This is a genomic window from Alsobacter sp. SYSU BS001988, assembly GCF_054796215.1.
Genome location: NZ_JBTAMK010000001.1, coordinates 826,508 through 850,286 on the forward strand (window position 1 = coordinate 826,508; position 23,779 = coordinate 850,286).

Consider the following 23,779-nt stretch of genomic DNA (forward strand, 5'->3'; position numbering starts at 1 on the left):
CACGTGCGCGCTCCGGCCGTTCATGCATGATCCCGCTCTCCGTCGACAGAGGACAGACCCCCATGCCCGACCTCTCCACCTTCCCGATCACGAAGCGCTGGCCCGCCCGGCATCCCGAGCGGCTGCAGCTCTACTCCGTGCCCACGCCCAACGGCGTGAAGGTCTCGATCATGCTGGAGGAGATCGGCCTCCCCTACGAGGCCCACGCGGTCAATATCGGCCAGAACGAGACCTGGACGCCCGAATTCCTGTCGCTCAACCCGAACGGCAAGATCCCGGCGATCATCGATCCGGACGGGCCGGGCGGAAAGCCGCTGGGCCTCTTCGAATCCGGCGCGATCCTGCTCTATCTGGCCGAGAAGTCGGGGCAGCTGCTGCCGGTGGACCCGGCGCTGCGCTACGAGACGATCCAGTGGGTGTTCTGGCAGATGGGCGGCCTCGGGCCGATGTTCGGCCAGCTCGGCTACTTCCACAAATTCGCCGGCCGCGAGATCGAGGACAAGCGGCCGCTGGAGCGCTACAGGACGGAGTCGAAGCGCCTCCTGGGCGTGCTGGAGACCCGCCTGGCCGGGCGCACCTGGATCATGGGCGAGGCCTTCACGATCGCGGACGTCTCGATCCTGGGCTGGGTGCGCAACCTCATCGGCTTCTACGGCGCCGGCGACCTCGTCGACTACGGCTCCCTGTCCCAGGTCCCGGCCTGGCTCGAGCGGTGCCTGGCCCGCCCGGCCGTGGAGCGCGGCCTCAACATTCCGCCCCGGCCCTGAACGAGGCGCGGGGCCGGGCGCGGCTCATGAGGCCGCGCGCCGGCCCTGGGCCGTCGAGACGCGAAGACGGAGCGCCGGGTCAGGGATTGCGGCGGATGCGGTCCTGGTGCTCGGACTCCTCGACCGTCTTGAGGATCAGGCCCAGGCGCGTGACGTCGCTGGGGGTGATCTCGTCGAGCGGCCGATTGCACACCGAAGACAGGTAATTGTAGTAGGCGTTGACGATGCGCGTCACCGCGAGCAGGCGCTTGTGATCCTGCTGGTTCGTCCTGCCGAACTCGCCCGGTCCCTGCTTCACGTCCGAGAACAGGGCCCGGCTCAGCCCGTCGATGATGTTGGAGTCCTGCACGCCGGGGGCCGGGCGGTGCATCGGCGCGTCGGTCCCGGAGCTGACCGGCAACGCATGGGCGTCGGTCTTCACGGTGGCTTGATCAGGCATGGGGGGTTCCTTCGAGAGAGCGATCACAATCAGCGGTTGATATCATCCAACTTGGACAAGTTCAGCTTGACAAGCAACTCGAATCATCCGCAGGGGCCGCGAGCGCTAGCGTACGCCTCAGTCGGGAGGGGGTCCGGCGGGCCCGGGCCCGCTCCTCGGCGGGTGCATGGCGCGTCTGCGCGCTGAACTTTCCTGCTCCATGAACCATCGTCCTCATCGCGAATTGCTGTCTTGTGCGTTGCAAAAAAGGTGAGCCACGATGCTGAACTGGATGAAATACTCGCTCGACGCCGCCATGCTTACGCTCGACGCCCAGCGGGTCATCGGGTTGCGGCTCGCCAAGCTGGGCGCCGGCGGACCCACGGCGGCCGCCGAGGCGTCGCTGATGGTGAACGAGAAGATCGCCGCGGCCCTGGAGGCCGGGGCCACGATGGCGGGCGGCGGGTCCGCCCACCAGGTGGTGCGCGGCTACCGCAAGCATGTCAGCGCCAATATCAGGCGGCTGGGCCGCAGCCGCTGACGCGGGCGAGCTCGTCGTCGCACGAAGAAAGGGCCCGCGTCATGGACGCGGGCCCTTCGTGTGTCGACCGGGATGGGCGGCTTAGCGCAGGGTGTAGGCCGGCGCGCCCTTGAGCTGGTCCTTGGTCATGCTGATCTTGCCGTGGTCCGGATAGGACCGCTCGGCCGACCCGGCGCGCGCGACGGTGCCGGTGGTGTCCGTGCTCGGAGCCGTGGCGCCGGCGCCCGCGGCGGTCGAGTTCGTCGGAGCCGCGGCGGTGTTGTTGGCCGTGTTCACGCCGGCCGACGTGCCCGCCGCAGTCCCGCTGGCGCTGCTGCCCGAGGCCATGGAGGCGTTGCGGGGCGTGTCGCTCCACTGGATGGAGCTGAACGGCACGGCGACGTCCTTCTCGCCCATGCCCAGGAAGCCGCCGACGCCGATCACCACGCCCTTGATGGCGCCCTGGTGGTCGAGAATGATCTCGTTGACGTCGCCGACCTTCTCGTCATTGGGGCCGTAGATGTCGACGCCCATCAGCTTGGAGGCGCGCCACTGGGAGCCCTGCTCGTTGCTGATGAACTGCATCGAGCCGGAGCCCGAGGCCGAGGTGGACGGGGCCACGGTGGCGGACGGAGCCGTCGAGTTCATCGTGCCCGAGCTCGTGCCCGAACTCGTCTGCGCCATGGCGGTCCCGGCCAGAAGGGCTGTGGCGATGACGCTGGCGGCGATCTTGGTCTTCATCATGATGGTTCTCCCAAATCATTGAAATCGGATGCGCATGTGGCGCTCTCTCCATAACGTCGACCTTGGGGCGATGGTTCGGGGATGATTTCGATTCATTCCGTAATTCGTCGAGCGGCTACAAAAAACTTGAGCTTCACCGCGCTGTTCTTGAGCTTCACTTTGCGCATCACTGCGAAGTCGTGGTCGGCGCCGGCCGCCGTCCAGGCGTTCAGGCCACGCTCGCGCGGCGTCTCCGACGGACGGAACCCGCCGGAGGCGCTGGCGTTCTCGATCCAGCGGGGGCTTGACGACACACGAGGATTCTCATGGACACGGATCGGATTGGCGGAGCCGTCACCAACATCGCCGGCAAGATCGAAGGCGCGGCGGGCCGGGTCACCGGGGATCTCGGGACGCAGGCCCAGGGCCTGGCGGACCAGGCGTCGGGAACGGTGCAGAACGCCTATGGGCGGGCCAAGGACGCCGTCCGCGACGCGGCCGAGGACGCGCCCGAAACCGTTCGCCAGGGCGCGGACGCGCTCGCCAGGCAGGTCCAGGCCAACCCGCTCGGCGCGATCGCGATCGCGGCGGTGGCCGGATACGCCCTCGCGGCGCTGATGCACGGCCGCCGCTGAGGCGCGCCGGCGCGGCGGCCGTCCTCAGAGGGCGGCCACCTTGGCTTCGTACTCGCCGCGAAGGGCCCGGTAGAACCCGGTCTGCACCGGCCACCACCAGATGTCCTCGATGACGCCCGGGTTGGGGTAGATGCTGTGGAACGACGCCTTGGCGCCGGGCGACAGGAACATCTCCGACCCGGCGGCGCAGCTGTTGTAGCCGGTCGATTCGGCGAAGGCGGCCCCGGTCTGCGGCTCCAAGAGGAAATCGATCAGCGCATAGGCCTGCTCGAGATTGGCCGCGCCGGAGGGGATGCCGATGGTGTCCGTCCAGCCGAGGCCGCCCTCGCGCGGCATGCCGTAGCGCCAGCGGCTGTCGACGGTGCGGTTGAGCAGCACGCCCGTCGTGTCCCAGGTCTGGCCGATCAGGCAGCCGTCCTGCGTGAAGCCCTTCATGGCTTCGTTCGCGTCGTTCCAGCGCGCCCCGATGGCGCCACGGCGCTCCGTCATGAATTTCAGGCACGCCTCCATCACGCGCCGGCAGTCCGCCTCGCTGCGGTACATGTCCATGCCGCGGTTCGACCGCTCCTGCCCGGTCGCGTCCAAATGAAGGGCCACCCCGGTGAGGGCGGATTTGGGCCGGATCATCGCCTTGCGGCCGAGGGACGGATCCCAGAGCATGCCGTAGGACAGCTCTCCCGAGCGGTACGGGAACCGCTCGCTGTCATAGGTGATCCCCTCCGTGCCCCAGTCGAACGGGATCAGGTAGCGGCGACCGCGATTGGTCGCGCCCAGCGTCACGGACGTCTTGTAGATCGACGGGATGACGCGGTCCCCCTGGAAACGCCTTTCGTCGATGGGTTGCAGCAGGTTGGCCCGGTAGTAGTTCGGGGCCGTGTCGATGGACGGGAACACGATGTCGTAGCCCCGCCCCTTGCTGGCCGTGAGCGTCGCCTCCAGGTCCTCGTTCGACCCGAAGACGGAGAGCTCGGGCTGGATGCCGGTCTTCGCCATGAAGTCGTTCAGGATGGCGTTGCGGTCGAAGAAGCCCTTCCAGGCGTGGACCTTGACCCGGCCCGACGTGGCCAGCGCGTCTGCGGCGCGCAGGATCGCCGGCGCGGCCAGCGCGAGGCCGAGGCCGCGGAGGACGCCGCGCCGGCTGGTCGGGGGAGTGCGTTTCGGATCCACCATTCGGGTCTCCGGGTGCGCGCGGGCTCGCGCCGGTTCGGCCGCCGCACCCTATCCAGTCCTCACGCCTAGGTTATGTGAACACGTTCACACAACCCTGCCGTCGCCTGCAAGCGATCGGGCTTCGGCGCCGGGGTTCCACAACCAGATCCGCATCGGCTCGTCGACGTTCTTGAGCACGCGCTGTCCGGCGTCGATCAGGGGCGCGTCGACGCGGCCGCGGACGAACTGCCGGACGATGCCGGTGAGCGCGATGCAGCCGGGCTCGGCGTTCTCCTGGATGCGCACCGCGATCGTCACCGTCTCGCCGAAGCGGTCGGCGTGCTTGAACACCACCTCGCCGGCCGCGATCCCGATGCGGAACCGGATGTCCCCGGCGGCCAGCCGCGAGGCGGGATCGCGCGCGATGGCCTCCTGGAAGCTGACCGACCACTCCACCGCGTCGACGGCGCTCTGGAACTCCACCAGCGCGCCGTCGCCCAGCACCTTGAACAGCGTCCCGCGCCGTTGCGCGATGGTGGGCGTCATGACCTGGCCGAAGATCCGGTCGATGGCCGCCAGGGTGGCGGGCTCGTCGTCATGGATGAAGCGGCCATAGCCGACGAAGTCGAGCGACACGATGGCGGCGAGCCGGCGCCCGGTCTGGGCGTTGCGGGTCCATTTCTGCCGGCGCAGGACCGAGCGGATGCGCGCCAGCAGCTCGCGCAGCTCGCAGGGCTTCGACACGTAGTCGTCGGCCCCCATCTCCAGACCGATGACGCGGTCGACGGAGCTCGCCGTCGCGGTCAGCATGATCACCGGCGTCGGGAAGGTCTGCTTCACCCAGCGCAGGGTGGAGAGCCCGTCCTCGGCCGGCATGTTCAGGTCGAGCACCACGAGGTCGGCGGCGCGGCTGACCAGCACGGAGCGCAGCGACGCGCCGCCGTCGCACAGCGTCACCTCGAAGCCCTGCATGCGCAGGTAGTCCCCCACCATCTCGCGGGCCGGCGCCTCGTCGTCGACCACCACGATGTGCTGGCGCTGCGTCATTCGCGCATCCCGGACGACGGCAGGCTGACCACGAAGGTGCTGCCCCTGGCGGGGCCCTCGCTGGAGGCTTCGAGGCGGCCCTCGTGCAGCTCGACGATGCGCTTGGCGATCCACAGCCCCAGCCCGGTCGAGCCCTCGCCGGCGGTGGGCTTGGCGGAGAGCCGCTGGAAGCGCCCGAACAGCCGGCCGACATCCTCGCTGGAGAGGCCCGGCCCGTTGTCGCGGACCCGGATCACCGCCTCGCCGTCCTCGATCCGGCCGGAGACCTGGATGCGCTCGCCGATCGGCGAGTATTTGATGGCGTTGCTGACGAGGTTGTCGATCGCCTCCTCGAGCCGGTCGGGATCGAAGCGCGCCGGCAGGGAGAGCGGCACGTCGACCTGGATGGCCTGCTGCTTGCGCTCGGCCATCGGCCGGTTGGCGTCCACGACCTGCCGCAGCAGCGTGGCGAGGTCGTGGGGCTCGCGGCGGATGCTGATGTCGAGCGCATCCGTCATGGCGTCGGCGATGAGGCGGTCGACCAGCGTGGTCAGGTAGCGCGCCGACTTGCGGATGTGCTCGACCTGCATCTCCACCGCGCCGGCCGGCGGCTGGTCGGCGGCCAGCAGCTCGCCCAGGATCTCGGTCCGGCCCAGGATCACGCTGAGCGGGTTCTTGAGGTCATGCGCCACCGTGCCGAGGAGCTCGGACTGGAAGGCGTTGGCCCGCCGCAGCCGCGCCCACTGGGCCTGCAGGCGCTGGTTGGCGGAGGTGAGCTCGCGCGTGCGCTGCTTGACGCGCTCGTCCAGGAGGGCGTTGGCGTCCTGGAGCTGCTGGTAGAGCAGCACGTTGTCGAAGGCGATGGCGAGCCGGCTGCAGAACACCTCGACGAGAGCCCGGTTGGTGCTGGAGAGCTCCTGCCCGGCGTCGAGCAGCACCACCACCTCCCGGCCGCTCGCGGTGCGGATGTAGATCAGGAAATGGCGGGGCAGGTATTCGGTGCGGCCGCACGCGAAGGCGTGCTCCACCAGCTCCCGGACTTCGGGGTCGAGGGAGGCGAGGCCGCCCTGCCGCACATATTGGCGATAGCACCCCGAGCCGGCCAGCACGCTGACGCCGCCCTGGTCGGAGCCCGTGTCGCGCAGCACCAGGATGCCGGCGCAGTCCACGTTCAGGATCGACCCGATCTGCGTCAGCACGCCCTCGGCCAGCCGCTGCATGGACTTGAAGTCGAACAGCGTGGAGGCCGCGTCGACGATGATCTCCAGCCCGCGCCGGGTCTCCTCCATGCGCTGGATCTGCTGGTGGCTGCGCAGCGCCGCCGTGAGCGAGGTGAAGAGCTTGTCGGCGGTGAGCTCGGTCTTGGCCTTGTAGTCGTTGATGTCGTAGTCGAGGATGACGCGCTTCTCCGGCGCCTGGCCCGGCTGGCCGGTGCGCAGGATGATCCGGATGGAGTCGTTGCCGAGGTCGCGGCGGATGAAGTCGACCAGCTCGAGCCCGGCGGTCTCGCTCTCCATGACGACGTCGAGCAGCACCGCCGCGATGTCGGGATGCGCCCGCAGCAGGGCGCGGCCTTCCTCGGCCGAGCGGGCCGAGACGATCTCCAGCCCCATGCCGCCGAGCGAATAGTCGGCGAGGGCGAAGCGCGTGCCCTCGTGCACGGCCTCGTCGTCGTCGATGACGGCGATCTTCCAGCGCTTGCCGCGCTGGTCCGGCGCCGGGGCGTCCCGGTCGTCGATGAGGGTGAGCAGGTCGTCGCTGTCAGCCATGGAGGGCGCCTTTCGGATCCGGCGTCTCGTTGTGCGCGTCGAGGGGGGCGGCGGCGTCGCGGACAAGCTCGCCGGGGGCGACCCGCGGCAGCGTCAGCTGGAAGGTGGCGCCCCGCCCGGCCTTGGAGGTGAGCGTGATGCGCCCGCCCAGCCTTTGGGTCACGACGTTGTAGACGATGTGCAGGCCGAGCCCGGTGCCGCCCTGGCCGCGCCGGGTCGTGAAGAACGGGTCGAAGGCCTGGCGCAGCACGTCGTCCGGCATTCCGACGCCGTCGTCCGAGAACAGGACCTGGACGTTGTCGGGCCCCATCGCCCGGCCGGTGACGCGGATCGTCCCGCCGCGCCCGTCCGGATAGGCGTGCGTCATGGCGTTGAGGAAGAGGTTGGTGAGCACCTGCCCGTAGGCGCCGGCGTCGCCGTCCATGGCGAGCCCGTCGGAGATGTCGACGTCCAGCGCCAGGCGCCGCAGCCGCAGCCCGGGACGCAGGCTGGCCAGGATGTCCTCGGTGGCGAGGCGCAGGTCGAACCGGCGCCGGTCGGCGTGGCTGCGGTCCACCGCGACCTGCTTGAAGGACTGGATGAGGTCGCCGGCGCGCTGCAGGTTGGCCACGAGCTGCCGGGCGGCGTCGCGGTTCTGGTCCACGAAGGCGGCGAGCTGCGAGCGCCGCAGCTGGCCGGCGGCGAGGTCCTGCTCGAAGGCTGAGCAGCGCTGCGCCAGCGCCGAGGCGACGGTCAGGCTGATGCCGACGGGGTTGTTCACCTCATGCGCCACCCCGGCGACGAGCCCGCCCAGGGCGGCGAGCTTCTCCGCCTCGATCAGGCTCTGCTGCGTGGCGCGCAGATTGGCGAGCGCCTGCTCGGCCTCCTCCTTGGAGGCGCGAAGATCGGCCTCGGCGCGCTGCTTGGCGATGGCGTTGGCGCGGAACACCTCCACGGCGCGGGCCATGACGCCGATCTCGTCCCGGGCGCCGAGGCCCCGCACGCGGCGGGTGAGGTCGCCCGCCACGATCGCCCCCATGGCGTCGCCGATATGCTCCAGCGGACGGCTGACGCTGCGGGCCACGATGGTGCCCAGCACGACGATGACGCAGACCAGCGCCAAGGTGAGCACCCCCACCCAGGCGAACACCTCGCGCAGCACCCGGTCGAGCCGGCCCTGCGCCTGCGCCTCGCGCTCGGCCGTGCGCTGGGAGATCGCCTGCGAGGCCTTCTCCATCTCGGCTCCGCTGCGGTCCACGGTGTCGCGCAGCAGCCGCGCCTGCAGGTTGAACGCGGTGGCGAGCTTGTCGAGGCCCTGCGCCAGCTTGTCGGCGCGGTCGCCGAGCGCCCGCAGAGCGTCCTTCTGGAAGTCGGTCTCGGCCAGGTCGAGCATGACCGGCACGGTCTTCTCGATGGTGGCGATGTTGCGGAACGCCTCCTCGGCCGAGTCGTAGGCCAGCGAGAAATAATAGGCGTTCGCCGCGACCAGCGTCGCCGAGAAGGCCTCGCGCGACTTGCCGAGGGCCGGCAGAACGAGCGAGCCCTTGCCGTCCGTCGCGCCCTGCAGGATGGCGTAGAGGCCCGCCATCTCGCGGGCCGAGCGCAGCACCTCGTCCTCGTAGATCTGCGAGATCTGCTGGCGCACGTCGCGCAGGGCGTCGAACCCGGCCAATAGCCGCTCGGTGATGAGGGTCAGCGACCTCGCTTGCTGGGTGATCGCCGGATCGGCCCCTTCGTGGCTTCCGAGCGCCTCGGTCAGCGTCGCCTTGCGGCGCTCGATCTCGGTCAGGACCTCGGGATTGGGCTGGGTGAAGTAGCGGTGGATGAGGCTCTGCAGCTTGCCCGCCTCGCTCTCGACGGTCAGCAGCAGCCGGTCGGACTGGCGCACCTGGACGAGCTGCTTCCAGGTGGCGTTCAGCACCTGCGCGCCGTCCCAGATGACGACGGCGAGCACCACCACGATGGCGGAGTTGATGCCCGCGATGGACAGGATGCGCCAGCGGATCGGCAGGCGGCGGATGAGGGATTCGAGCCGCGTGCGCTGCGCCGGGGGCTGGTTGGCGGCGCGCGGCGCGGTCGCGTCGGCTTGCACCGTCATGGGACCTGCCGGATGCGTTCGACGAGGCTCTTCAGGGCCGGGTCCGCCATGGTCGTGTCGAGAAGCCCGGCCGTGGCGGCCTGGAACTCCGCCTTGTCGACGTCGTCCACCACCGCGTTGCCGGCGTCCAGCGCCTGCCTGCGGGCGCGCTCCTCCCAGACCGTCCAGAGCTCGTGCATGAAGGCGCTCGACTCCCGCGCCGCCTGCCGGAACACGGCCTGGTCGGCCGCGTCGAGGCTGCTCCAGGCCTTCTTGGACATCACCAGGACCTCCGGCCCCATCGTGTGCTCGGTGAGGGTGATGAACCGCGCCAGGTTGAAATGCGTCGTGGACACGTAGGAGGGCCAGTTGTTCTCCGCGCCGTCGATCAGATGCGTGGCGAGAGCCGGCGTGACCTGGCCGTAGGGCAACGGGACGGGCTCGGCGCCGAGCGCCCGGATCATGGCGATCGCCATGTCGGACTGCTGCACCCGGATGCGCAGCCCCTTCATGTCGGCCACGCGGCGGACGGGCCGCACGCTGTTGTAGATGGACCGGGCGCCGGAATCGTAGAAGGCCAGGCCGACCAGGCCGTAGGGCTCCAGCGAGGCGAGGAGCTCTTCGCCGATCGGACCGTCCAGGACCCGGCGCAGGTGATCGCCCGACCGGAACAGGAAGGGCAGGACCAGGACGGAGAGCGGCGCGGCCAGCCCCGCCAGGGGGGCCACATTGGTGCGGTTGATGTCGATCGCGCCCGCGCGGGTCTGCTCGATCGTGTCCTTCTCCTCGCCGAGCTGGCTGGAGGCGAAGACCTTGACGCCGTGGCGGTCTCGCGTGCGCTCCGCCACGAGGCGGCTCATGAACTGCAGCGCCTGGACGGTGGGATAGGTCTCGACCTGGTTGTCGGCGGCGCGGAACTCACGCGCCTGCGCGGCGGGGCCGGCGCTCAGCGCCAGCCCCGTCAGGACCAGCGCGACCGCTGCTCGGCGGCCAAGGCCGGCGGCGGGCCGCGTGGCGCTCGACATTCCTGTTCCCCGGTTCATTGCAACCGAGGATAGTACTGGGGTTCGGGATCGCCAAGCGCGCCGATCGAACGCGAAACGGCGGCCGAAGCCGCCGTTCGCCGCGCCTCCGCGGTGCGGAGATGGCGGTCAGTCGCAGACGCGGACGCGCTGCATGCGGCTGTAGCCGTAGCCGTCATAGACCTCGCGGGTCGTCCAGTAGCAGTCGCCGCCGCGCGAGCCGGCCGCCAGCGCGCCGAGCGCCAGGCCGCCGATGGCGCCGGCCGCAGCCGCGCCGCCCCAGTTGCCGCCGCGATGGCGGTTGTAGTAGCGCGGGCCGCCGCCATAAGCGTGACGGCCATAGCCGCCGCCATATCCGCCGCGATAGACGCCGCCCGGATAGGCGCGCCAGGTCCCGGTGCTGGCGCCGGCCTCGGCCGGCGTCACGGTGGCGGCGGAGACGCCGAACAGCGCCGCGGCGGCGGCGACGGCCGTCAGAAGGGGCTTGCCGAAAGTGCTCATGGACATCGTCATCCTCCTTTGCACGCAAGTGAGTGCTTCAGTTGAGAAGACAACGCGGTCAGGGCGAGTCCGTTCCGGCCCAGCCCAAGTTCGCGACCAGACGCCGCCTCGGATCGTGGCGCTCCGGACCCGTTAAGCGTGATCGGCGTCAGGGTCGCGCGGGATGCAACACTTGAGGCGGAGATCGCGTTGACGGGGTGATCTTCACCTCACCATCGGAGAACGCGCATGAGAGTTCCGTCGATTAAGTCGTCCGCCGTGGCGGTCGCGGCCGCCGCGGTCGCTGTGTTCCTCGGCTTCGCCGGTTCGGCCGAGGCGCGGCCTCATGGCCATCATGGCTGGCGCGGCCACGGCCACCACTATGGCTGGCGCGCCCATCCGCCGCGCCACTATGGCTGGCGCCGCGGCCATCATTATGGCTGGCGCCACCACGGCCCCCGCCGCCACTACTTCTAAGCTTCTCGATTTCCGACATCCCGACAGCGAGGCCCCGGACGCGTTCCGGGGCCTTTCTTGTCGGCGGGTCAGGCGCTCTGGGCCTCTTTCAGGGCCGGCCGCGCCTCGGGCGCGCCGTCCGCCTTGGCGGCGGTCTCCGGCGTGGGCGCATGCAGCACGCCCTGGGCGACCGCCACGGCGTCGGCCAGCGTCGTGACCAGGGTGGCGGGCGCGACCACCTCGCGCAGGCTCTCCAGGTGCTCGCCGTTCTCCTGCAGCCAGTAGCCGACCACGAAGGCCGCCTTCGGCGCCTTGCGCCGGAGCCGGCGCAGGGCGTAGCGGATGTGGACGGGCGAGGACGTCTCGAACACCGACAGGCAGATCACGTCGACGCCGCGGGTGTCGAGCCGAAACAGGTTCGCCATGGCCATGGACTCCAGCCCCAGCGCCTGGGTGGGCAGGTTGCGGCGCGTGGCCAGCAGCCGGAACAGCTGCGCCGCCGCCTCGTCGAGCGGGTTGCGCACGCCGATGCAGAGCACGCGCGGCCGCACGGGCTCGTCCGGCTCACCCTCGGTCCAGGCGTCCGGGATCGCCGACGCGTCCGCGTCGACGACGCTCAGCTCCTCCAGGTCCTCGACGAGCTCGGCCACCGAATCCCGCACCACAGCCATGCGCTCGGGCTCCAGGGCGCCGCGCGTGGCGTCCTGCGCGCCGAGCCGGATGCCGGGCAGCGCCACCGTGTCGAGATAGTCCGCCATGCTGGACTCCTCGAGGCAGATCTCCGCCTGCTCGACCGCCTCGGTGGGGTCGGCGGCCAGCATGCGCTGGTAGAACATCTCGGGCGCCGACAGCACGGGCTGGTCGCCGAACATCACGTCGAAGACGGCGAACTGCTCGATGTGCCGGCCGAGGACGACGAGGCAGACCGTGAGGGGCGTCGCCATCACGAGCCCGATCGGCCCCCAGAGCCATGTCCAGAAGGTGGCCGCCGTCACCACCGCCACCGGCGACAGCCCGGTGCTCTGGCCATAGACCAGCGGCTCGATGACATGGCCGACGATCGGCTCGACGAACAGGAACAGCGCCCCGGCGGACAGGAACATGGTCCAGCCCGGATCCACGGCCGCGGCCAGCGCCATCGGCAGGATCGCCGAGATGGCGGCGCCGATATAGGGCACGAAGCGCAGGATCGCGGCGATGATGCCCCAGAGCGCCGGGCTCGGCACGCCGATGAAGAACAGCCCCACCCCGATGACCACGCCGAAGCTGGCGTTGAGGGCGAGCTGGACGAGGAAATAGCGGCTGAGCCGGTGCGCCGCGTCGTCGATGGCGGCGGTCGTTCGATGCAGGTCCTGCGCGCCGGCGAGGCGGATCAGGCGATTGCGCAGGTCCTCGCGCCGCATCAGGATGAAGATGACGAAGATGATGATGATGCCGGTCGTGGCCAGCGGGTGCAGCAGGGGGCCGACGAGGTCGGTCATGGTCCGGAAGGCGCTCGACTCGGGCGCGCGCAGCTCCACCGGGATGGGCTTGCTGTCCGCCGGCTCGCGGCTCAGCGCCGGGTTGGACACCGCCTCGGGCTTCTGCAGCTCCTTGCCGAGGTCCTGCAGCACGTCGGCGGCGCGCTCCAGCGTGCCGTTGCCGGCCGCCATGCCCCGGATGCTCTTGATCTTGTCGCGGATCGTCCGCTCGTAGGACGGCAGGTCGCTGGCGAGCCGGGTGACCTGGCTGGCCATGATCGTCCCGAGGCCGGCGATCAGCAGGAACGCCATCAGGACGACGCCGATGACGGACAGCGCCCGCGGGACCTTGACGCGCTGGAGCAGCCTGACCAGCGGCGCGAGCACGAAGCTGAGCAGCACCGCGAGCGCCAGCGGAATCAGGATCTCGCGGCCGAAATAGAGGGCGCACGTCACCACGACGGCCACCAGGATCGCCAGCATGACCGACATCGTCCGCTGGATGTCGGTCGCCGAGCTCGTCGGGACGGGAGTGGGGGCCATGATGTTTCCGCCGGCGCAGGACGATGCGCGCAACATCGAACAACGATGTCCAGCCCAAGGTTCCCGGGCGTCCCCTGATGCGCGCCCGCGCGCCGACACAGGAACGCCGCAAGGGAGGGTCAGCATCCCGGGCGGTTCACCACGAGGGAGGCCGACATGGACGATCCATCCTGGACGCTGGAGAGCGTGCACGCCCTGAAGCGGCTGGCCGAGGAGCGGGCGCCCGCCTCGGTGATCGGCTTGAAGCTGGGCCGGGAGGCGCACGAGGTCCGCGCCAAGCTGCTGCAGCTCGGCCTGTCGGCGGGGCCTGACGCGGAGAGCCCCGAGCAGGCCGGCCCCGAGCGCGCCGCCGACGAACCGCGGATGCACAACCTGTAGAATCGCCGATGTGCTGAGCTGCAAGGCTCTAGGCGCCGGCGCCGTTTTGCGCTCCGATGCGCCGGACGGACAAGGACCGTTCCGGAGCCGCCGTGTCGATCGCTTTGATGTCCGACATCCATGGCAACCGGGAGGCCTTCGAGGCCTGCCTGGCGGACGCGCGCCGGCGCGGCGTGGAGCGTTTCGTGCTGCTGGGCGACTATGTGGGCTACGGCGCCGACCCGGGCTGGGTGGTGGACGAGGTCCGCGACCTCGTCCACCATGGGGCGATCGCCCTGAAGGGCAACCACGACGCGGCCGTGCGCGACCCCGAGATCCGCATGAACCCCGTGGCCGAGGCCGCGATGGCCTGGACGCGCGGGCGGCTCGACGAGGGGCAGGGCGCCTTCCTGGCCGGGCTGCCCCTCTCCGCCATCGACGACGACCGGCTCTATGTGCACGCCAATGGCTGGGCTCCGGGCGACTGGGGTTACGTGCTGACGCCCGTCGAGGCGGAGCGCAGCATGCGCACCACGCCCCAGCGCTACACCTATTGCGGGCACACGCACTGCCCGATGCTCTACCACATGTCGCCCCAGCGGCCGGCGGGCGAGTTCCAGCCGCTGTCGGGCAAGCCCGTGCCGCTGTCGCCGTCGCGCTGCTGGCTCACCGTTCTGGGCTCGGTGGGGCAGCCCCGCGACGGCAATCCGGCCGCCTGCTACGGGCTCCTGGAGTTCGCGCCGCTGCGGTTCACCTCGGTGCGCGTCCCCTACGCCACGACGGCGGCCGCGGCCAAGATCCGGGCGGCGGGCCTGCCCGAGAGCCTCGCCCAGCGCCTGCTGGAAGGGCGCTGACCGTCATGGGTCCGATGCGACAGCAGGTCGGCGACGTCATCGACGGATTCGTCCTGGAGGAATGCGTCCACCGCACCGTGATGAGCAGCCTGTGGCGGGTGAGCCGCCCCGACGCGGGCGAAGGGCAGCCCCGGCTGGTGATGAAGATTCCGGCGCTGAAGCCCGGCGACGACGTGTCGGCGATCGTCGGCTTCGAGCTGGAGCAGATGATCCTGCCGCGGCTGAGCGGCCCGCATGCGCCCCGTTTCGTCGCCGCAGGCGATTTCACCCATGTGCCCTACGTGGTCATGGAGTGGGTGGAGGGAGAGAGCCTGCTGGCCATCGCCAGGACGGCGCCGCTCCCGGCCGACCGCGTGGCGGAGATCGGCGCCCGGATCGCCCGGGCCCTGCAGGACCTCCACCGCCAGCACGTGATCCATCTGGACCTGAAGCCCGCCAACATCCTGCTGCGCCCGTCGGGCGAGGCGGTGTTCATCGATTTCGGCCTGTCCCGGCACGACGAGCTGCCCGACCTGCTGGGCGAGGAATCCGACGTCCCGATGGGCACGAGCCCCTATATCTCGCCCGAGCAGGTGCTGGGCGTGCGCAGCGAGCCCAAGAGCGACCATTTCGCGCTCGGCTGCATCCTGTACGAGCTCGTGACCGGCAAGCAGCCCTTCGGCGAGCCGAGCGGAAAGGCAGGGATGATGCGCCGGTTCTGGCGCGACCCCACGCCGCCGCGGGCGATCGCGCCGGACTGCCCGCCCTGGCTGCAGGACGTGATCCTGCGCTGCCTGTCGGTGGATCCGGCCCGCCGCTTCGCCAGCGCGGCGCAGCTCGCCTTCGCGCTGGAGAACCCCGAGAAGGTGGAGCTGACCTGGCGGGCCGCCAAGCAGCAGCGCGACGGCTTCTGGACGGTCCTCCGCCGCCGGCTGGCGACGCGCCGCAGCGCCGCGCGGCCGCAGGCGCGCATCGCGGCCCAGCTCGACTCCGCCCCGATCGTGCTCGCGGCGGTGGACCTGCAGTCCGGGCACGACGAGCTGGCGCTGCGCCTGCGCACCCACGCCGAGAGGATCTTCGCGGCCGAGCCGGGCGCCAGGCTCGTCTGCGTCACGGTGCTGAAGACGGCGCTGCTGTCGCTGGAGGATTCCGCGCCGCGCAACGGCGGCAACGCCTATGTGCAGCGCCTCGTGGAGCTGCAGGACTGGGCGCGGGGGCTGAAGGCGCCCACCGACTCGATCAGCTTCCACGTGCTGGAGGCGGTCGACCCCGCGGCCGCGCTGATCGAATACGCCCGCAAGAACCAGGTCGACCACATCGTCATCGGGGCGCGGGGGAGCTCGGCGCTGCGGCGCTATCTCGGCAGCGTGTCGTCGCAGGTGGTCGCCGAGGCGCCCTGCACGGTGACGGTGGTGCGCCTGCACGACTGAGCGCGCCTTCGGCGGGACGAGGCGGAACCCGATCGCCCGAGCGCCGTTCCGGGGAGGCGCAACAGCCCGGAACCAGCGTCATGACGACAGGCTCGCCCGAAGCCCACCGGCTGGAGCCGAATGGCGGGATCCCGAACTCCCGCCTGCCGCTCCTCGTCTACCGGGAGGCCTTCCCGCCGGCGGGCGACGTCGCCCGGGCGTTCGAGCGCATCTTCGCCGCCAACGGCTGGGGCGCGTCCTGGCGCGACGGGATCTTCGACTATCATCATTTCCACAGCACCGCGCACGAGGTCCTGGGCGTCGCGGCGGGCCGGGTCAGCGTCCAGTTCGGCGGCGAAGGCGGGCCCGTGGTGGCGCTCGAGGCCGGCGACGCGGTCGCGATCCCGGCCGGCGTCGCCCATTGCAACCGGGGCCAGTCCGACGAACTCGTGGTGGTCGGGGCCTATGACCGCAGCCGCGACTGGGACGTGCGGCGCGGCGACCCGCGGGAGCGGGCCGAGGTGGACGCCGCGATCCGCTCCGTCCCGGCGCCCGACACGGACCCGCTGCACGGGGAAGCCGGGGCGCTTCCGAGCCTCTGGGCCGGCGTGCCCGAAGCCCCTCCGGGCGTCGCATGAGCGACCTGTTCTCCCGCATGGAGCCCCACCCCGCCGGCCAGGAGCGCGAGCCCGCCACGCTGGCCGAACTCTACGACCTGATGGCGTCCGCCGAGCCGCCCGGCCCGGGCGTCGGCCGCTTCGTGCCGGGCGAAGGACCGGAGGGCGCGCCGATCCTGTTCGTGGGCGAGCAGCCGGGCGACCAGGAGGACGTGCAGGGCAAGCCCTTCGTGGGTCCGGCCGGCCAGCTCCTCGACCGGGCCCTGGCGGACGCCGGCGTGCCGCGCGGCGAGGCCTATGTCACCAATGCGGTGAAGCGCTTCCACTTCACCCAGCGCGGCAAGCGCCGCATCCACGAGAAGCCGTCGACGGGCGAGATCCGCAAGGAGCGCTGGTGGCTGGACAAGGAGATCCGGCTGGTGAAGCCGCGGATCGTGGTGGCGCTCGGCGCGACGGCCGTGCAGGCGCTGGCCGGCAAGGCGCTGCCGATCACGCGGTCCCGCGGGCCCTATCGCTGGCCGGACGAGCGCGACGGCTACATCACGGTGCATCCGTCCTACCTGCTGCGCCTGCAGGATGCGGATGAGCGACGCACCGCCTACGAGGCCTTCGTGGGCGATCTGCAGCGCATCGGCGAGATCGCCGGCGCCTAGCCCCGCCCCGGCTTCTTCACGGCCTCCGGCGCGGGCGGGAAGCGCGACAGGATGTCGGTCTCGGTCACGTCCCGGTGGTTGCGGGTGTATTGCTCCGAGGCGTCGCGCAGGGGCTGGAAATCCCACGGGAAAACGTGGCCCTTGGTCAGCGCCTTGAACACCAGCAGCCGCTGCCGCTGGCTGGAGACGACCTCGTCCCGGATGGCCCCGGCGTCGAAGCCGGCGAGCGCCTGCTTCAGCATGGCCAGCCGCGGCGCATGGGCGGGATCGTCCGCCAGGTTGCGGTTCTCGTGCGGGTCGGCGGCGAGGTCGAAGAGCTGGTCCGGATCCGTCGCGCAGGCGATCAGCTTCCAGTCGCCCTGGCGCACCATGTACATCGGCGCGTGGACGCCCTCGGCGAGGTACTCGCCGACCACGATGCGTTCGGGCTCGTCGCGGCCTTCCAGCGCCGGCATGAGGCTGGCGCCGTCCACCGGGCGGGCCAGCGCGGCCGAGCCGCCCGGCCTGGCGATGTCGACCAGCGTCGGCAGGAGATCCGCGATGGAGGCCGGGGCGGCGACGCGGCGCGGGGCGAAGCGCCCGGGCGCATGCACGATCAGGGGCACCCGCGCCGAATGCTCGCGATAGCTCATCTTGTACCAGAGGCCGCGCTCGCCCAGGAAGTCGCCGTGGTCGGACGTCACCAGCGTGACGGTGTCGTCCGCGAGCCCGCAGGTCTGGAGCGTCTCCATCAGGCCGCCGATCAGGTCGTCCACATAGGTGACGTTGGCGTAGTAGCCGTGGCGCGAGGAGCGGATGTCGGCCTCCGTCACGTCGTAGTCGTCCATGGCCGACATGTCGTGCAGGCGCCGGCTGTGCGGGTCCATGGCGGAATACGGGATGGCGGGCGTGGCCGGCAGGTCGATGTCGGCGTCGCGGTACTGGCTCCAGTACTTCGCCCGGGCCGCGTAGGGATCGTGCGGGTGGGTGAAGGAGACCATCAGGCAGAAGGGCAGCGTGTCGCGGTAGCGGGCGAAGTCGAACAGGCGCCGCCGGGCCAGGAACGCGACCTCGTCGTCATACTCGAGCTGGTTGGTGATCTCGGCAATCCCGGCCTGCTTCACCGAGGTCATGTTGTGGTACCACCAGTCGATCCGCTCCTGCGGCTTCGACCAGTCCGGCGTCCAGCCGAAATCGGCCGGGTAGATGTCGGTCGTCAGCCGCTCCTCGAAGCCGTGGAGCTGGTCCGGGCCGACGAAATGCATCTTGCCCGACAGGCAGGTGCGGTAGCCCTCCAGCCGCAGGTAATGCGCGAAGGTCGGGATCGAGGAGCGGAACTCGGCGGCGTTGTCGAAAGCGCCGGTGCGCGAGGGCAACAGGCCGGACATCATGGCGGCGCGCGCCGGGGCGCAAAGCGGGCTGTTGGTGTAGGCGCTCTCGAACACGACGCCTTCGGCGGCCAGCCGGTCGAGCGTCGGCGTCTTGACCACCGGATGGCCATAGGCCGGCAGGAACGGCGCGGAGAGCTGGTCGGCGACGATCAGCAGGATGTTGGGCTTCTTGTCGGCCATTCGGGGGCTCCTCGTCGAAACGCGCCAAAGTGGCGGGACCGGGCGATCGGCGCTTTTCCCCCAACGACTGTCGCTTCTGCAAGGGCGCGCTTGCGCCGGACGGCCTTGCCGTTTGCGCCGCACAGGCCGAATTGTGCAGCGCAGGCCATTCCGGCCCCCTGTTTCCCTCCCCCGCCGCGGAGCTTCCGATGACCAAGGTCCTCGTCCTGTACTACTCGTCCTACGGCCATATCGAGACGATGGCCAAGGCCGTCGCCGAGGGCGCCCGCGAGGGCGGCGCCGAAGTGGTGGTGAAGCGCGTCCCCGAGACGGTGCCGGCCGAGGTCGCCAAGACCTACGGGTTCAAGACCGAGCACGAGTTCCCGGAGGCCACGGTCGCCGAGCTGCCCGAATACGACGCCATCATCTTCGGATCGCCCACCCGGTTCGGCAACGTCGCCAGCCAGATGCGCAGCTTCGTCGACCAGACCGGCGGGTTGTGGGCGCAAGGCAAGCTGGTCGGCAAGGTCGGCTCGATCTTCACGTCCTCGGCCACCCAGCATGGCGGCCAGGAGTCGACCATCCTGAGCTTCGTGCCCACTCTGCTGCATCACGGCATGGTGGTGGTGGGCCTGCCCTACTCCTTCGCGGGCCAGATGGGCCTGGAGGAGATCAAGGGCGGCTCGCCCTACGGCGCCTCCACCATCGCGGGCGGCGACGGCTCCCGCCAGCCTTCGGCCGCCGACCTCGCCGGCGCCCGCTTCCAGGGCAAGCACGTCGCCCAGATCGCCGCCAAGCTGGCCGGCTGAGCGCGTTCTTCTCCGCTTCGAAACGGCGTCGCCCCCCTCCGCCGCTTCGTCTAGACGGCCTCCGAGCCCCCCTCTCGGAGGCCGTTTCCGTTTCGGTTCAGCCTCTGAGCGCCTGGGCCATGTAGCCCTGGATGCGCGCCCAGGGCCTGCCCGCGGCCGTCGCGGCCCGATACGAGGCCACGATTTCGCCGGCGATCGGCGTCTTGGCGGCGACGCGGTCGAGCACAGCGTCGGCCGCCTTGCGGGCGGCGGCGAGCACGTCGGGCGGGAACGGGGTGGGCCTGGCGCCCAGCGAGACCAGCTGGACCACCGCGTCGGCGTTGGTGCGCTCGGCGTCGGCCAGCCCCGCCGCGTGCTCGGCCAGGCAGGCGGCCTCGACGATCCCGCGCAGGTCCGGCGCGAGCGCCTCCCAGGCCCGCCGCGACACCAGCGCCTCGGCGGCGCCGTTGGGCTTGTTGAATCCCGGCATGTAGTAGACGGGGGCCACGCGGTGGAAGCCGAGCGGCAGGTCGTTGGCCGGCGAGAGGAGCTCGACCGCGTCGATGACGCCGCGCTCCAGCGCCGGATAGACGTCTCCCGGCGGGATCGCCTGCGGGACGGCGCCGAGCTCGGCGTAGACCTCGCCGCCCAGGCCCTGCACGCGGATGCGCAGCCCCTTCAGGTCGGCCGCCGAGGCCAGCTCCTTGCGGAACCAGCCGCCCATGGACGGCCCGGTGTTGCCGGCCAGGAGGCCTCGCACGCCGAAAGGTTCGTAGAGCCTGTCCCACAGGTCCTGGCCGCCGCGTTCGGACAGCCAGGCCTGGTGCTCGATCGCGGACAGTCCAAAGGGCGCGGTGGTGAACAGCGAGGCCCCGGGCGCCTTGCCTTCCCAGAAGAAGGAGGCGGTGTGGCCCATCTCGACCGTGCCGTTGGAGACCGCGTCCAAGACCGCGAAGGCCGGCACGATCTCGCCGGCGGCGAAGACGTCGATCTCCAGCCGGCCGGCCGACATCGTCCGGATCCGGTCCGCCACGCGGCGGGCGGAGACGCCGGGACCGGGCAGGTTCTTCGGCCAGGACGTCGCCATGCGCCAGCGGATCTGGGGCTCGGCGCGCGCCAGCGCGGGGGCGCCCAGCAGCGCGGCGGCGCCGGCCGCGAGCGTCGAGCGACGGCTGGGGGTCATCGCCGGGCCGCCCTGGAGTCGCGGATGATCCGGGCCAGGTCGCGGGCCGCAGCCTCCGGATCCGGGGCCGAGCAGATGGCGGACACGACCGCGATCCCGTCGACGCCCGTCGCCACGACGCCCTCGGCGTTCGCCGGCCCTATGCCTCCGATGGCGACCTTCGGGAGCGGGCTCAGCGGCAGGAGCCGCGCCAATCCTTCGACGCCGATGGGAGGATCATGGTCCGGCTTGGTGCCGGTCGCCCGGATCGGGCCCACGCCCAGATAGTCCACGACATCCGGCGGAACGGCGGCGAATTCCGCCTCGGTTCCGGCCGACAGCCCCAGGATCATGTCCGGGCCGATCAGGTCGCGCACGCGGCGGGGGTCGCCGTCCTCCTGGCCGATATGGACGCCGTCGGCCCCGACCGCCCTGGCGATGGCGGCGCGATCGTTGACGATCAGCGGAACGCCCTTCGGCCTGAGCACGGCGAGCAGCGCCTCGGCCGCGGCGGCGAAATCCCGGTCGTCCGACGTCTTGTCGCGCAGCTGAACGAGGGTGACGCCGCCGCGGACGGCGGCCTCCACGGTCGCCGCCAGCCCGCGCGGCTCGACCAGCGCCGGGTCGGTGACGAGATAGAGCGAGAGGTCGAAGGGGCGCTTCCCCATCAGGCGATCCTCGCGCCGGCGGACAGCGCCTCGGGCGTCAGCGCCGCGAGTTCGTCCAGCAGGCGGACCTGGAACGTCCCCGGCCCAGGCGCGTCGCGGGCGGCGCGTTCGCCGGCCAGCCCGAAAGCGGCGAGCGCGGCCGTCGCCGCCTGGAGCGGCGGTATCCGGGCGCCCAGGAACGCCGCGCAGAGCGCGCCGGCGACGCAGCCCGAGCCGGTGATGCGCCCCATCAGGGCGTGGCCGTTATGGACGGCGAGCGACGCCGACCCGTCGGTGACGAAATCCACCTCGCCGGTGACGGCGACCACGCATCCGAGGCTCCTGGCCAGCGCGGTCGCGGCCTCCTGGACGGCGCGGGGATCCTGGTCCTCCGAATCGACTCCCCGGCCGGCCGCCTGGCCCGTCGCCATGGTGAGGATCTCGGCCGCGTTGCCCTTGACCACCGCCGGATTGAGCGAAGACAGCCACGCGGCCGCGCCCTGGCGGAAGGGCGACGCCCCGACGCCGACGGGATCGAACGTCCACGGAACGCCGGCCTCGTTCGCGGCCTGGGCCGCCGCCGCCATCACGTCGACGCGCTCGCGCGTCAGCGTGCCGATATTGACCAGGAGCGCCCCGGCGCGGGCCGCGATCACGGCCGCCTCCTCGGGCGCATGCGCCATGACGGGCGCGGCCCCGGCCGCCAGCAGGGCGTTGGCGGTGACGGACGCGACCACGTCATTGGTGAGGCAGTGCACGAGGGGACGCCTCCAGCGCAGCGCGGCGAGCGCCCCGCCGACGTCCGGGGGCGAACCGATGGGATGAAGCGAAACCGTCATGGCGGCCGAAACGTCCTTCCTTCCAGCGGAAGAGACGCATGGCGCCCAAGCGGCGCCGTGCCCCTCCCTGCGCTGGCATTACCCAGATCAGGTTCGATGGGTGTGATCTCAGCCGCCCGCGAAGGCAGCACCCCATGGCGCGCCTAATCTAGGACGCGGGCGGCCGCGCCACAAGGTCGGCTCACCCCTGTCGCATTTGCGGTATAGGCGTTCCATTCACCGTCATGATGTAATGCTGTATTCTACGCCCGTTCGCGCGAGGCCCCCCGCATGTCCGCCACGCAGGTCATCATCCATCTCTTCGGCGACATCGCGCTGCTGCTGTGGGGCATCCACATGGTGCATAGCGGCGTCATGCGGGCCTTCGGCAGCGAGCTGCGGCGGGTGCTCGGCGTCGGGCTGAAGTCGCGCCTGAACGCCTTCGTGGCCGGCGTCGGCGTCACGGCGCTGCTGCAGAGCAGCACCGCCACCGCCCTGATGGCCACCTCCTTCGCGGCGGACGGCGTCGTGGCGCTGGCGCCCGCGATGGCGCTCATGCTGGGCGCGAATGTGGGCACGACGCTCATCGTGCAGCTGTTCTCGTTCGACATGGGGCTCGTCTATCCGGTGCTGATCTGCGCCGGCGTGGCGGCGTTCCGGCGCAGCGGGCGCACCACGGTCCGCGACCTGGGGCGCGTGTCGATCGGGCTCGGGCTGATGCTCCTGTCGCTGCGGCTGCTGACGGAGGCCATCGCGCCGGTGGAGAGCGCGCCCGCGGTCCGCGACCTGCTGGCGGCCCTCACCCGCGAACCCGTGCTCAACCTGGCGCTGGCGGCGGCCATCACCTGGGCGGCGCATTCCAGCGTGGCGGTGGTGCTGTTCGTCATGTCGCTGGCCGGCGCGGGGGTGATCTCGCCGGTCGCGGCGCTTGCGATGGTGCTCGGGGCCAATCTCGGCAGCGCGCTGAACCCGGTGCTGGAGGGGTCCTCCGGCGATCCCCAGCGGATGCGGCTGCCGCTCGGCAACCTGATCAACCGGGCGGTGGGCTGCGTGCTCTTCCTGCCGCTCCTGAATCTGTGCGCGTCCTGGCTCGCCGCCCTGGACGCCTCGCCCGCCCATATGGCGGCTTTGTTCCACATGGGGTTCAACCTGGCGATGGCGGCGCTGGCGACGCCGCTGCTGCCCGTCATGGCGCGCGTGTTGACGCGGCTCCTGCCGCAGACCATCAAGGCCTCGGACCCGGGCACGCCGCAATATCTCGACGCGTCCGCGCTGGAGACCCCTTCGGTCGCGCTCTCCAACGCGGCGCGCGAGTCGCTGCGCATGGCGGACGTCGTCGAGGCGATGCTGCGCGGGTCGCAGGACCTGATCCACAGCGGCGACCGCAAGCGCGTGGCCGAGATCGGCCGCCTGGACGACGTCGTCGACCGGCTCCATGGCGAGATCGAGCGCTATCTGACGGCGATCAGCCGCGAGGCCTCCAGCGACGGCGAGACGCGCCGGCTGGCCGAGATCCTGGGTTTCGCCATCAATCTCGAGCATATCGGCGACATCATCGACAAGAACCTGAAGGAGCTCGGCGCCAAGTGCATCAAGAACCGGCTGAAGCTCTCCGGCGAGGGCCTGGCCGAGATCGACTCCATGCACCAGCGCCTGATCGACCACATGCAGCTCGCCATCGCGGTGTTCATGGGGGGCGATCTCAACGCCGCCCGCCGCCTCGTGGCCGAGAAGGAGCAGTTCCGCGAGCTGGAGCGCATCGCCACCGAGCGCCATTTCGAGCGCGTCCGGGACGGCGACACGGCCTCGATCGAGACGAGCGGCGTGCAGCTCGACATCGTGCGCGACCTGAAGCGCATCGAGGCCCACATCGCCGCCGCGGCCTATCCGCTCCTGGAGCAGAGCGGCGTGCTGCGCCAGAGCCGGCTCAAATAGGCCGGGA

25 protein-coding genes, 1 pseudogene and 1 riboswitch are annotated in these 23,779 nt (G+C 71.0%); of the genes and pseudogenes, 11 read left to right on the forward strand and 15 right to left on the reverse strand.

Annotation, left to right across the window (positions count from 1 at the left end; all coding sequences use genetic code 11):
* Nucleotides 1-62 precede the first annotated feature (62 nt).
* Nucleotides 63-767 carry a glutathione S-transferase N-terminal domain-containing protein gene (locus ACYVO7_RS03485; RefSeq protein WP_460448436.1) on the forward strand — a complete coding sequence of 235 codons (705 nt, stop codon included), beginning with the start codon at nucleotides 63-65 and terminating at the stop codon, nucleotides 765-767.
* A gap of 79 nt (nucleotides 768-846) precedes the next feature.
* Here the strand turns inward: ACYVO7_RS03485 and ACYVO7_RS03490 are convergent, their stop codons facing one another.
* The gene (locus tag ACYVO7_RS03490; RefSeq protein WP_460448437.1) at nucleotides 847-1,206 is read right to left on the reverse strand and encodes a hypothetical protein; all 360 of its coding nucleotides are present in this window, start codon (nucleotides 1,204-1,206) and stop codon (nucleotides 847-849) included.
* Nucleotides 1,207-1,465: 259 nt separating this feature from the next.
* On the opposite strand from ACYVO7_RS03490, the gene ACYVO7_RS03495 reads away from it, so the two are divergent.
* The gene (locus ACYVO7_RS03495; RefSeq protein WP_460448438.1) at nucleotides 1,466-1,726 is read left to right on the forward strand and encodes a hypothetical protein; all 261 of its coding nucleotides are present in this window, start codon (nucleotides 1,466-1,468) and stop codon (nucleotides 1,724-1,726) included.
* Between the two features lie 81 nt (nucleotides 1,727-1,807).
* Here the strand turns inward: ACYVO7_RS03495 and ACYVO7_RS03500 are convergent, their stop codons facing one another.
* Nucleotides 1,808-2,449 (reverse strand): PRC-barrel domain-containing protein, encoded by a 642-nt coding sequence (locus ACYVO7_RS03500; RefSeq protein ID WP_460448439.1) that lies wholly within the window; start codon nucleotides 2,447-2,449, stop codon nucleotides 1,808-1,810.
* Nucleotides 2,450-2,541: 92 nt separating this feature from the next.
* On the reverse strand, nucleotides 2,542-2,742 hold the full coding sequence (locus ACYVO7_RS03505; RefSeq protein ID WP_460448440.1) for a hypothetical protein: 201 nt from the start codon (nucleotides 2,740-2,742) through the stop codon (nucleotides 2,542-2,544).
* 12 nt (nucleotides 2,743-2,754) lie between these two features.
* Here ACYVO7_RS03505 and ACYVO7_RS03510 point away from each other — a divergent pair, with 12 nt between their 5' ends.
* Nucleotides 2,755-3,063: a CsbD family protein gene (locus tag ACYVO7_RS03510; RefSeq protein WP_460448441.1), complete on the forward strand. Its 309-nt coding sequence runs from the start codon at nucleotides 2,755-2,757 to the stop codon at nucleotides 3,061-3,063.
* A 24-nt stretch (nucleotides 3,064-3,087) separates the two neighbouring features.
* On the opposite strand, the gene ACYVO7_RS03515 is transcribed toward ACYVO7_RS03510, so the two are convergent.
* The 7 genes and pseudogenes from ACYVO7_RS03515 to ACYVO7_RS03545 all read right to left on the reverse strand — a co-directional run bounded on the left by ACYVO7_RS03515 (nucleotide 3,088) and on the right by ACYVO7_RS03545 (nucleotide 10,592).
* On the reverse strand, nucleotides 3,088-4,233 hold the full coding sequence (locus ACYVO7_RS03515; protein ID WP_460448442.1) for an extracellular solute-binding protein: 1,146 nt from the start codon (nucleotides 4,231-4,233) through the stop codon (nucleotides 3,088-3,090).
* Between the two features lie 84 nt (nucleotides 4,234-4,317).
* Entirely contained in the window at nucleotides 4,318-4,758 is a 441-nt protein-coding gene (locus ACYVO7_RS03520) for an adenylate/guanylate cyclase domain-containing protein (RefSeq protein ID WP_460448554.1), read from the reverse strand.
* Nucleotides 4,759-4,896: 138 nt separating this feature from the next.
* Nucleotides 4,897-5,259 (reverse strand): annotated as a pseudogene (locus ACYVO7_RS03525) (response regulator transcription factor); the annotation flags it as partial.
* A complete protein-coding gene (locus ACYVO7_RS03530; RefSeq protein WP_460448443.1) occupies nucleotides 5,256-7,007 on the reverse strand; it encodes an ATP-binding response regulator in 1,752 nt (583 codons plus the stop codon). The pseudogene ACYVO7_RS03525 and the gene ACYVO7_RS03530, both read right to left, overlap by 4 nt.
* Nucleotides 7,000-9,084, reverse strand: coding sequence for a sensor histidine kinase (locus tag ACYVO7_RS03535; RefSeq protein WP_460448444.1), 2,085 nt, complete (start codon nucleotides 9,082-9,084; stop codon nucleotides 7,000-7,002). The genes ACYVO7_RS03530 and ACYVO7_RS03535 overlap by 8 nt, the downstream gene beginning before the upstream one ends.
* Complete coding sequence (locus ACYVO7_RS03540; protein WP_460448445.1) at nucleotides 9,081-10,088, reverse strand: TRAP transporter substrate-binding protein; 1,008 nt, start codon at nucleotides 10,086-10,088, stop codon at nucleotides 9,081-9,083. Before ACYVO7_RS03540 ends, ACYVO7_RS03535 begins: the two co-directional genes overlap by 4 nt.
* A 126-nt stretch (nucleotides 10,089-10,214) precedes the next feature.
* Nucleotides 10,215-10,592, reverse strand: a complete 378-nt coding sequence (locus ACYVO7_RS03545; protein ID WP_460448446.1) for a hypothetical protein — start codon at nucleotides 10,590-10,592, stop codon at nucleotides 10,215-10,217.
* A 222-nt stretch (nucleotides 10,593-10,814) separates the two neighbouring features.
* On the opposite strand from ACYVO7_RS03545, the gene ACYVO7_RS03550 reads away from it, so the two are divergent.
* Complete coding sequence (locus ACYVO7_RS03550; protein WP_460448447.1) at nucleotides 10,815-11,042, forward strand: hypothetical protein; 228 nt, start codon at nucleotides 10,815-10,817, stop codon at nucleotides 11,040-11,042.
* Nucleotides 11,043-11,110: 68 nt separating this feature from the next.
* Here the strand turns inward: ACYVO7_RS03550 and ACYVO7_RS03555 are convergent, their stop codons facing one another.
* Complete coding sequence (locus tag ACYVO7_RS03555) at nucleotides 11,111-13,024, reverse strand: AI-2E family transporter (RefSeq protein ID WP_460448448.1); 1,914 nt, start codon at nucleotides 13,022-13,024, stop codon at nucleotides 11,111-11,113.
* A gap of 156 nt (nucleotides 13,025-13,180) precedes the next feature.
* Here ACYVO7_RS03555 and ACYVO7_RS03560 point away from each other — a divergent pair, with 156 nt between their 5' ends.
* From ACYVO7_RS03560 to ACYVO7_RS03580, 5 genes are all read left to right on the forward strand, one after another.
* Nucleotides 13,181-13,402 carry a hypothetical protein gene (locus ACYVO7_RS03560; RefSeq protein ID WP_460448449.1) on the forward strand — a complete coding sequence of 74 codons (222 nt, stop codon included), beginning with the start codon at nucleotides 13,181-13,183 and terminating at the stop codon, nucleotides 13,400-13,402.
* A 92-nt stretch (nucleotides 13,403-13,494) separates the two neighbouring features.
* Entirely contained in the window at nucleotides 13,495-14,235 is a 741-nt protein-coding gene (locus ACYVO7_RS03565) for a metallophosphoesterase family protein (RefSeq protein WP_460448450.1), read from the forward strand.
* Between the two features lie 5 nt (nucleotides 14,236-14,240).
* Complete coding sequence (locus tag ACYVO7_RS03570) at nucleotides 14,241-15,644, forward strand: serine/threonine protein kinase (RefSeq protein ID WP_460448451.1); 1,404 nt, start codon at nucleotides 14,241-14,243, stop codon at nucleotides 15,642-15,644.
* 80 nt (nucleotides 15,645-15,724) lie between these two features.
* Nucleotides 15,725-16,261: a cupin domain-containing protein gene (locus tag ACYVO7_RS03575; protein WP_460448452.1), complete on the forward strand. Its 537-nt coding sequence runs from the start codon at nucleotides 15,725-15,727 to the stop codon at nucleotides 16,259-16,261.
* A complete protein-coding gene (locus tag ACYVO7_RS03580) occupies nucleotides 16,258-16,893 on the forward strand; it encodes a UdgX family uracil-DNA binding protein (protein WP_460448453.1) in 636 nt (211 codons plus the stop codon). Before ACYVO7_RS03575 ends, ACYVO7_RS03580 begins: the two co-directional genes overlap by 4 nt.
* On the opposite strand, the gene betC is transcribed toward ACYVO7_RS03580, so the two are convergent.
* Nucleotides 16,890-18,443: a choline-sulfatase gene (gene betC / locus ACYVO7_RS03585; RefSeq protein ID WP_460448454.1), complete on the reverse strand. Its 1,554-nt coding sequence runs from the start codon at nucleotides 18,441-18,443 to the stop codon at nucleotides 16,890-16,892. The genes ACYVO7_RS03580 and betC overlap by 4 nt on opposite strands.
* Nucleotides 18,444-18,631: 188 nt before the next feature.
* Here betC and wrbA point away from each other — a divergent pair, with 188 nt between their 5' ends.
* Nucleotides 18,632-19,231 carry an NAD(P)H:quinone oxidoreductase gene (gene wrbA / locus ACYVO7_RS03590; protein ID WP_460448455.1) on the forward strand — a complete coding sequence of 200 codons (600 nt, stop codon included), beginning with the start codon at nucleotides 18,632-18,634 and terminating at the stop codon, nucleotides 19,229-19,231.
* A 97-nt stretch (nucleotides 19,232-19,328) separates the two neighbouring features.
* Here wrbA and ACYVO7_RS03595 read toward each other — a convergent pair whose 3' ends face one another.
* Genes ACYVO7_RS03595 through thiM form a run of 3 tightly spaced genes read right to left on the reverse strand, consistent with a single transcriptional unit; the run spans nucleotide 19,329 to nucleotide 21,858 of the window.
* The gene (locus tag ACYVO7_RS03595; protein ID WP_460448456.1) at nucleotides 19,329-20,393 is read right to left on the reverse strand and encodes a TRAP transporter substrate-binding protein; all 1,065 of its coding nucleotides are present in this window, start codon (nucleotides 20,391-20,393) and stop codon (nucleotides 19,329-19,331) included.
* Nucleotides 20,390-21,040, reverse strand: coding sequence for a thiamine phosphate synthase (gene thiE, locus ACYVO7_RS03600; RefSeq protein ID WP_460448457.1), 651 nt, complete (start codon nucleotides 21,038-21,040; stop codon nucleotides 20,390-20,392). The genes ACYVO7_RS03595 and thiE overlap by 4 nt, the downstream gene beginning before the upstream one ends.
* On the reverse strand, nucleotides 21,040-21,858 hold the full coding sequence (gene thiM, locus ACYVO7_RS03605; RefSeq protein WP_460448458.1) for a hydroxyethylthiazole kinase: 819 nt from the start codon (nucleotides 21,856-21,858) through the stop codon (nucleotides 21,040-21,042). The genes thiE and thiM overlap by 1 nt, the downstream gene beginning before the upstream one ends.
* A 46-nt stretch (nucleotides 21,859-21,904) precedes the next feature.
* Nucleotides 21,905-22,003, reverse strand: a riboswitch (TPP riboswitch).
* A gap of 125 nt (nucleotides 22,004-22,128) precedes the next feature.
* On the opposite strand from thiM, the gene ACYVO7_RS03610 reads away from it, so the two are divergent.
* Nucleotides 22,129-23,772 carry a Na/Pi cotransporter family protein gene (locus ACYVO7_RS03610; protein ID WP_460448459.1) on the forward strand — a complete coding sequence of 548 codons (1,644 nt, stop codon included), beginning with the start codon at nucleotides 22,129-22,131 and terminating at the stop codon, nucleotides 23,770-23,772.
* Nucleotides 23,773-23,779 lie beyond the last annotated feature (7 nt).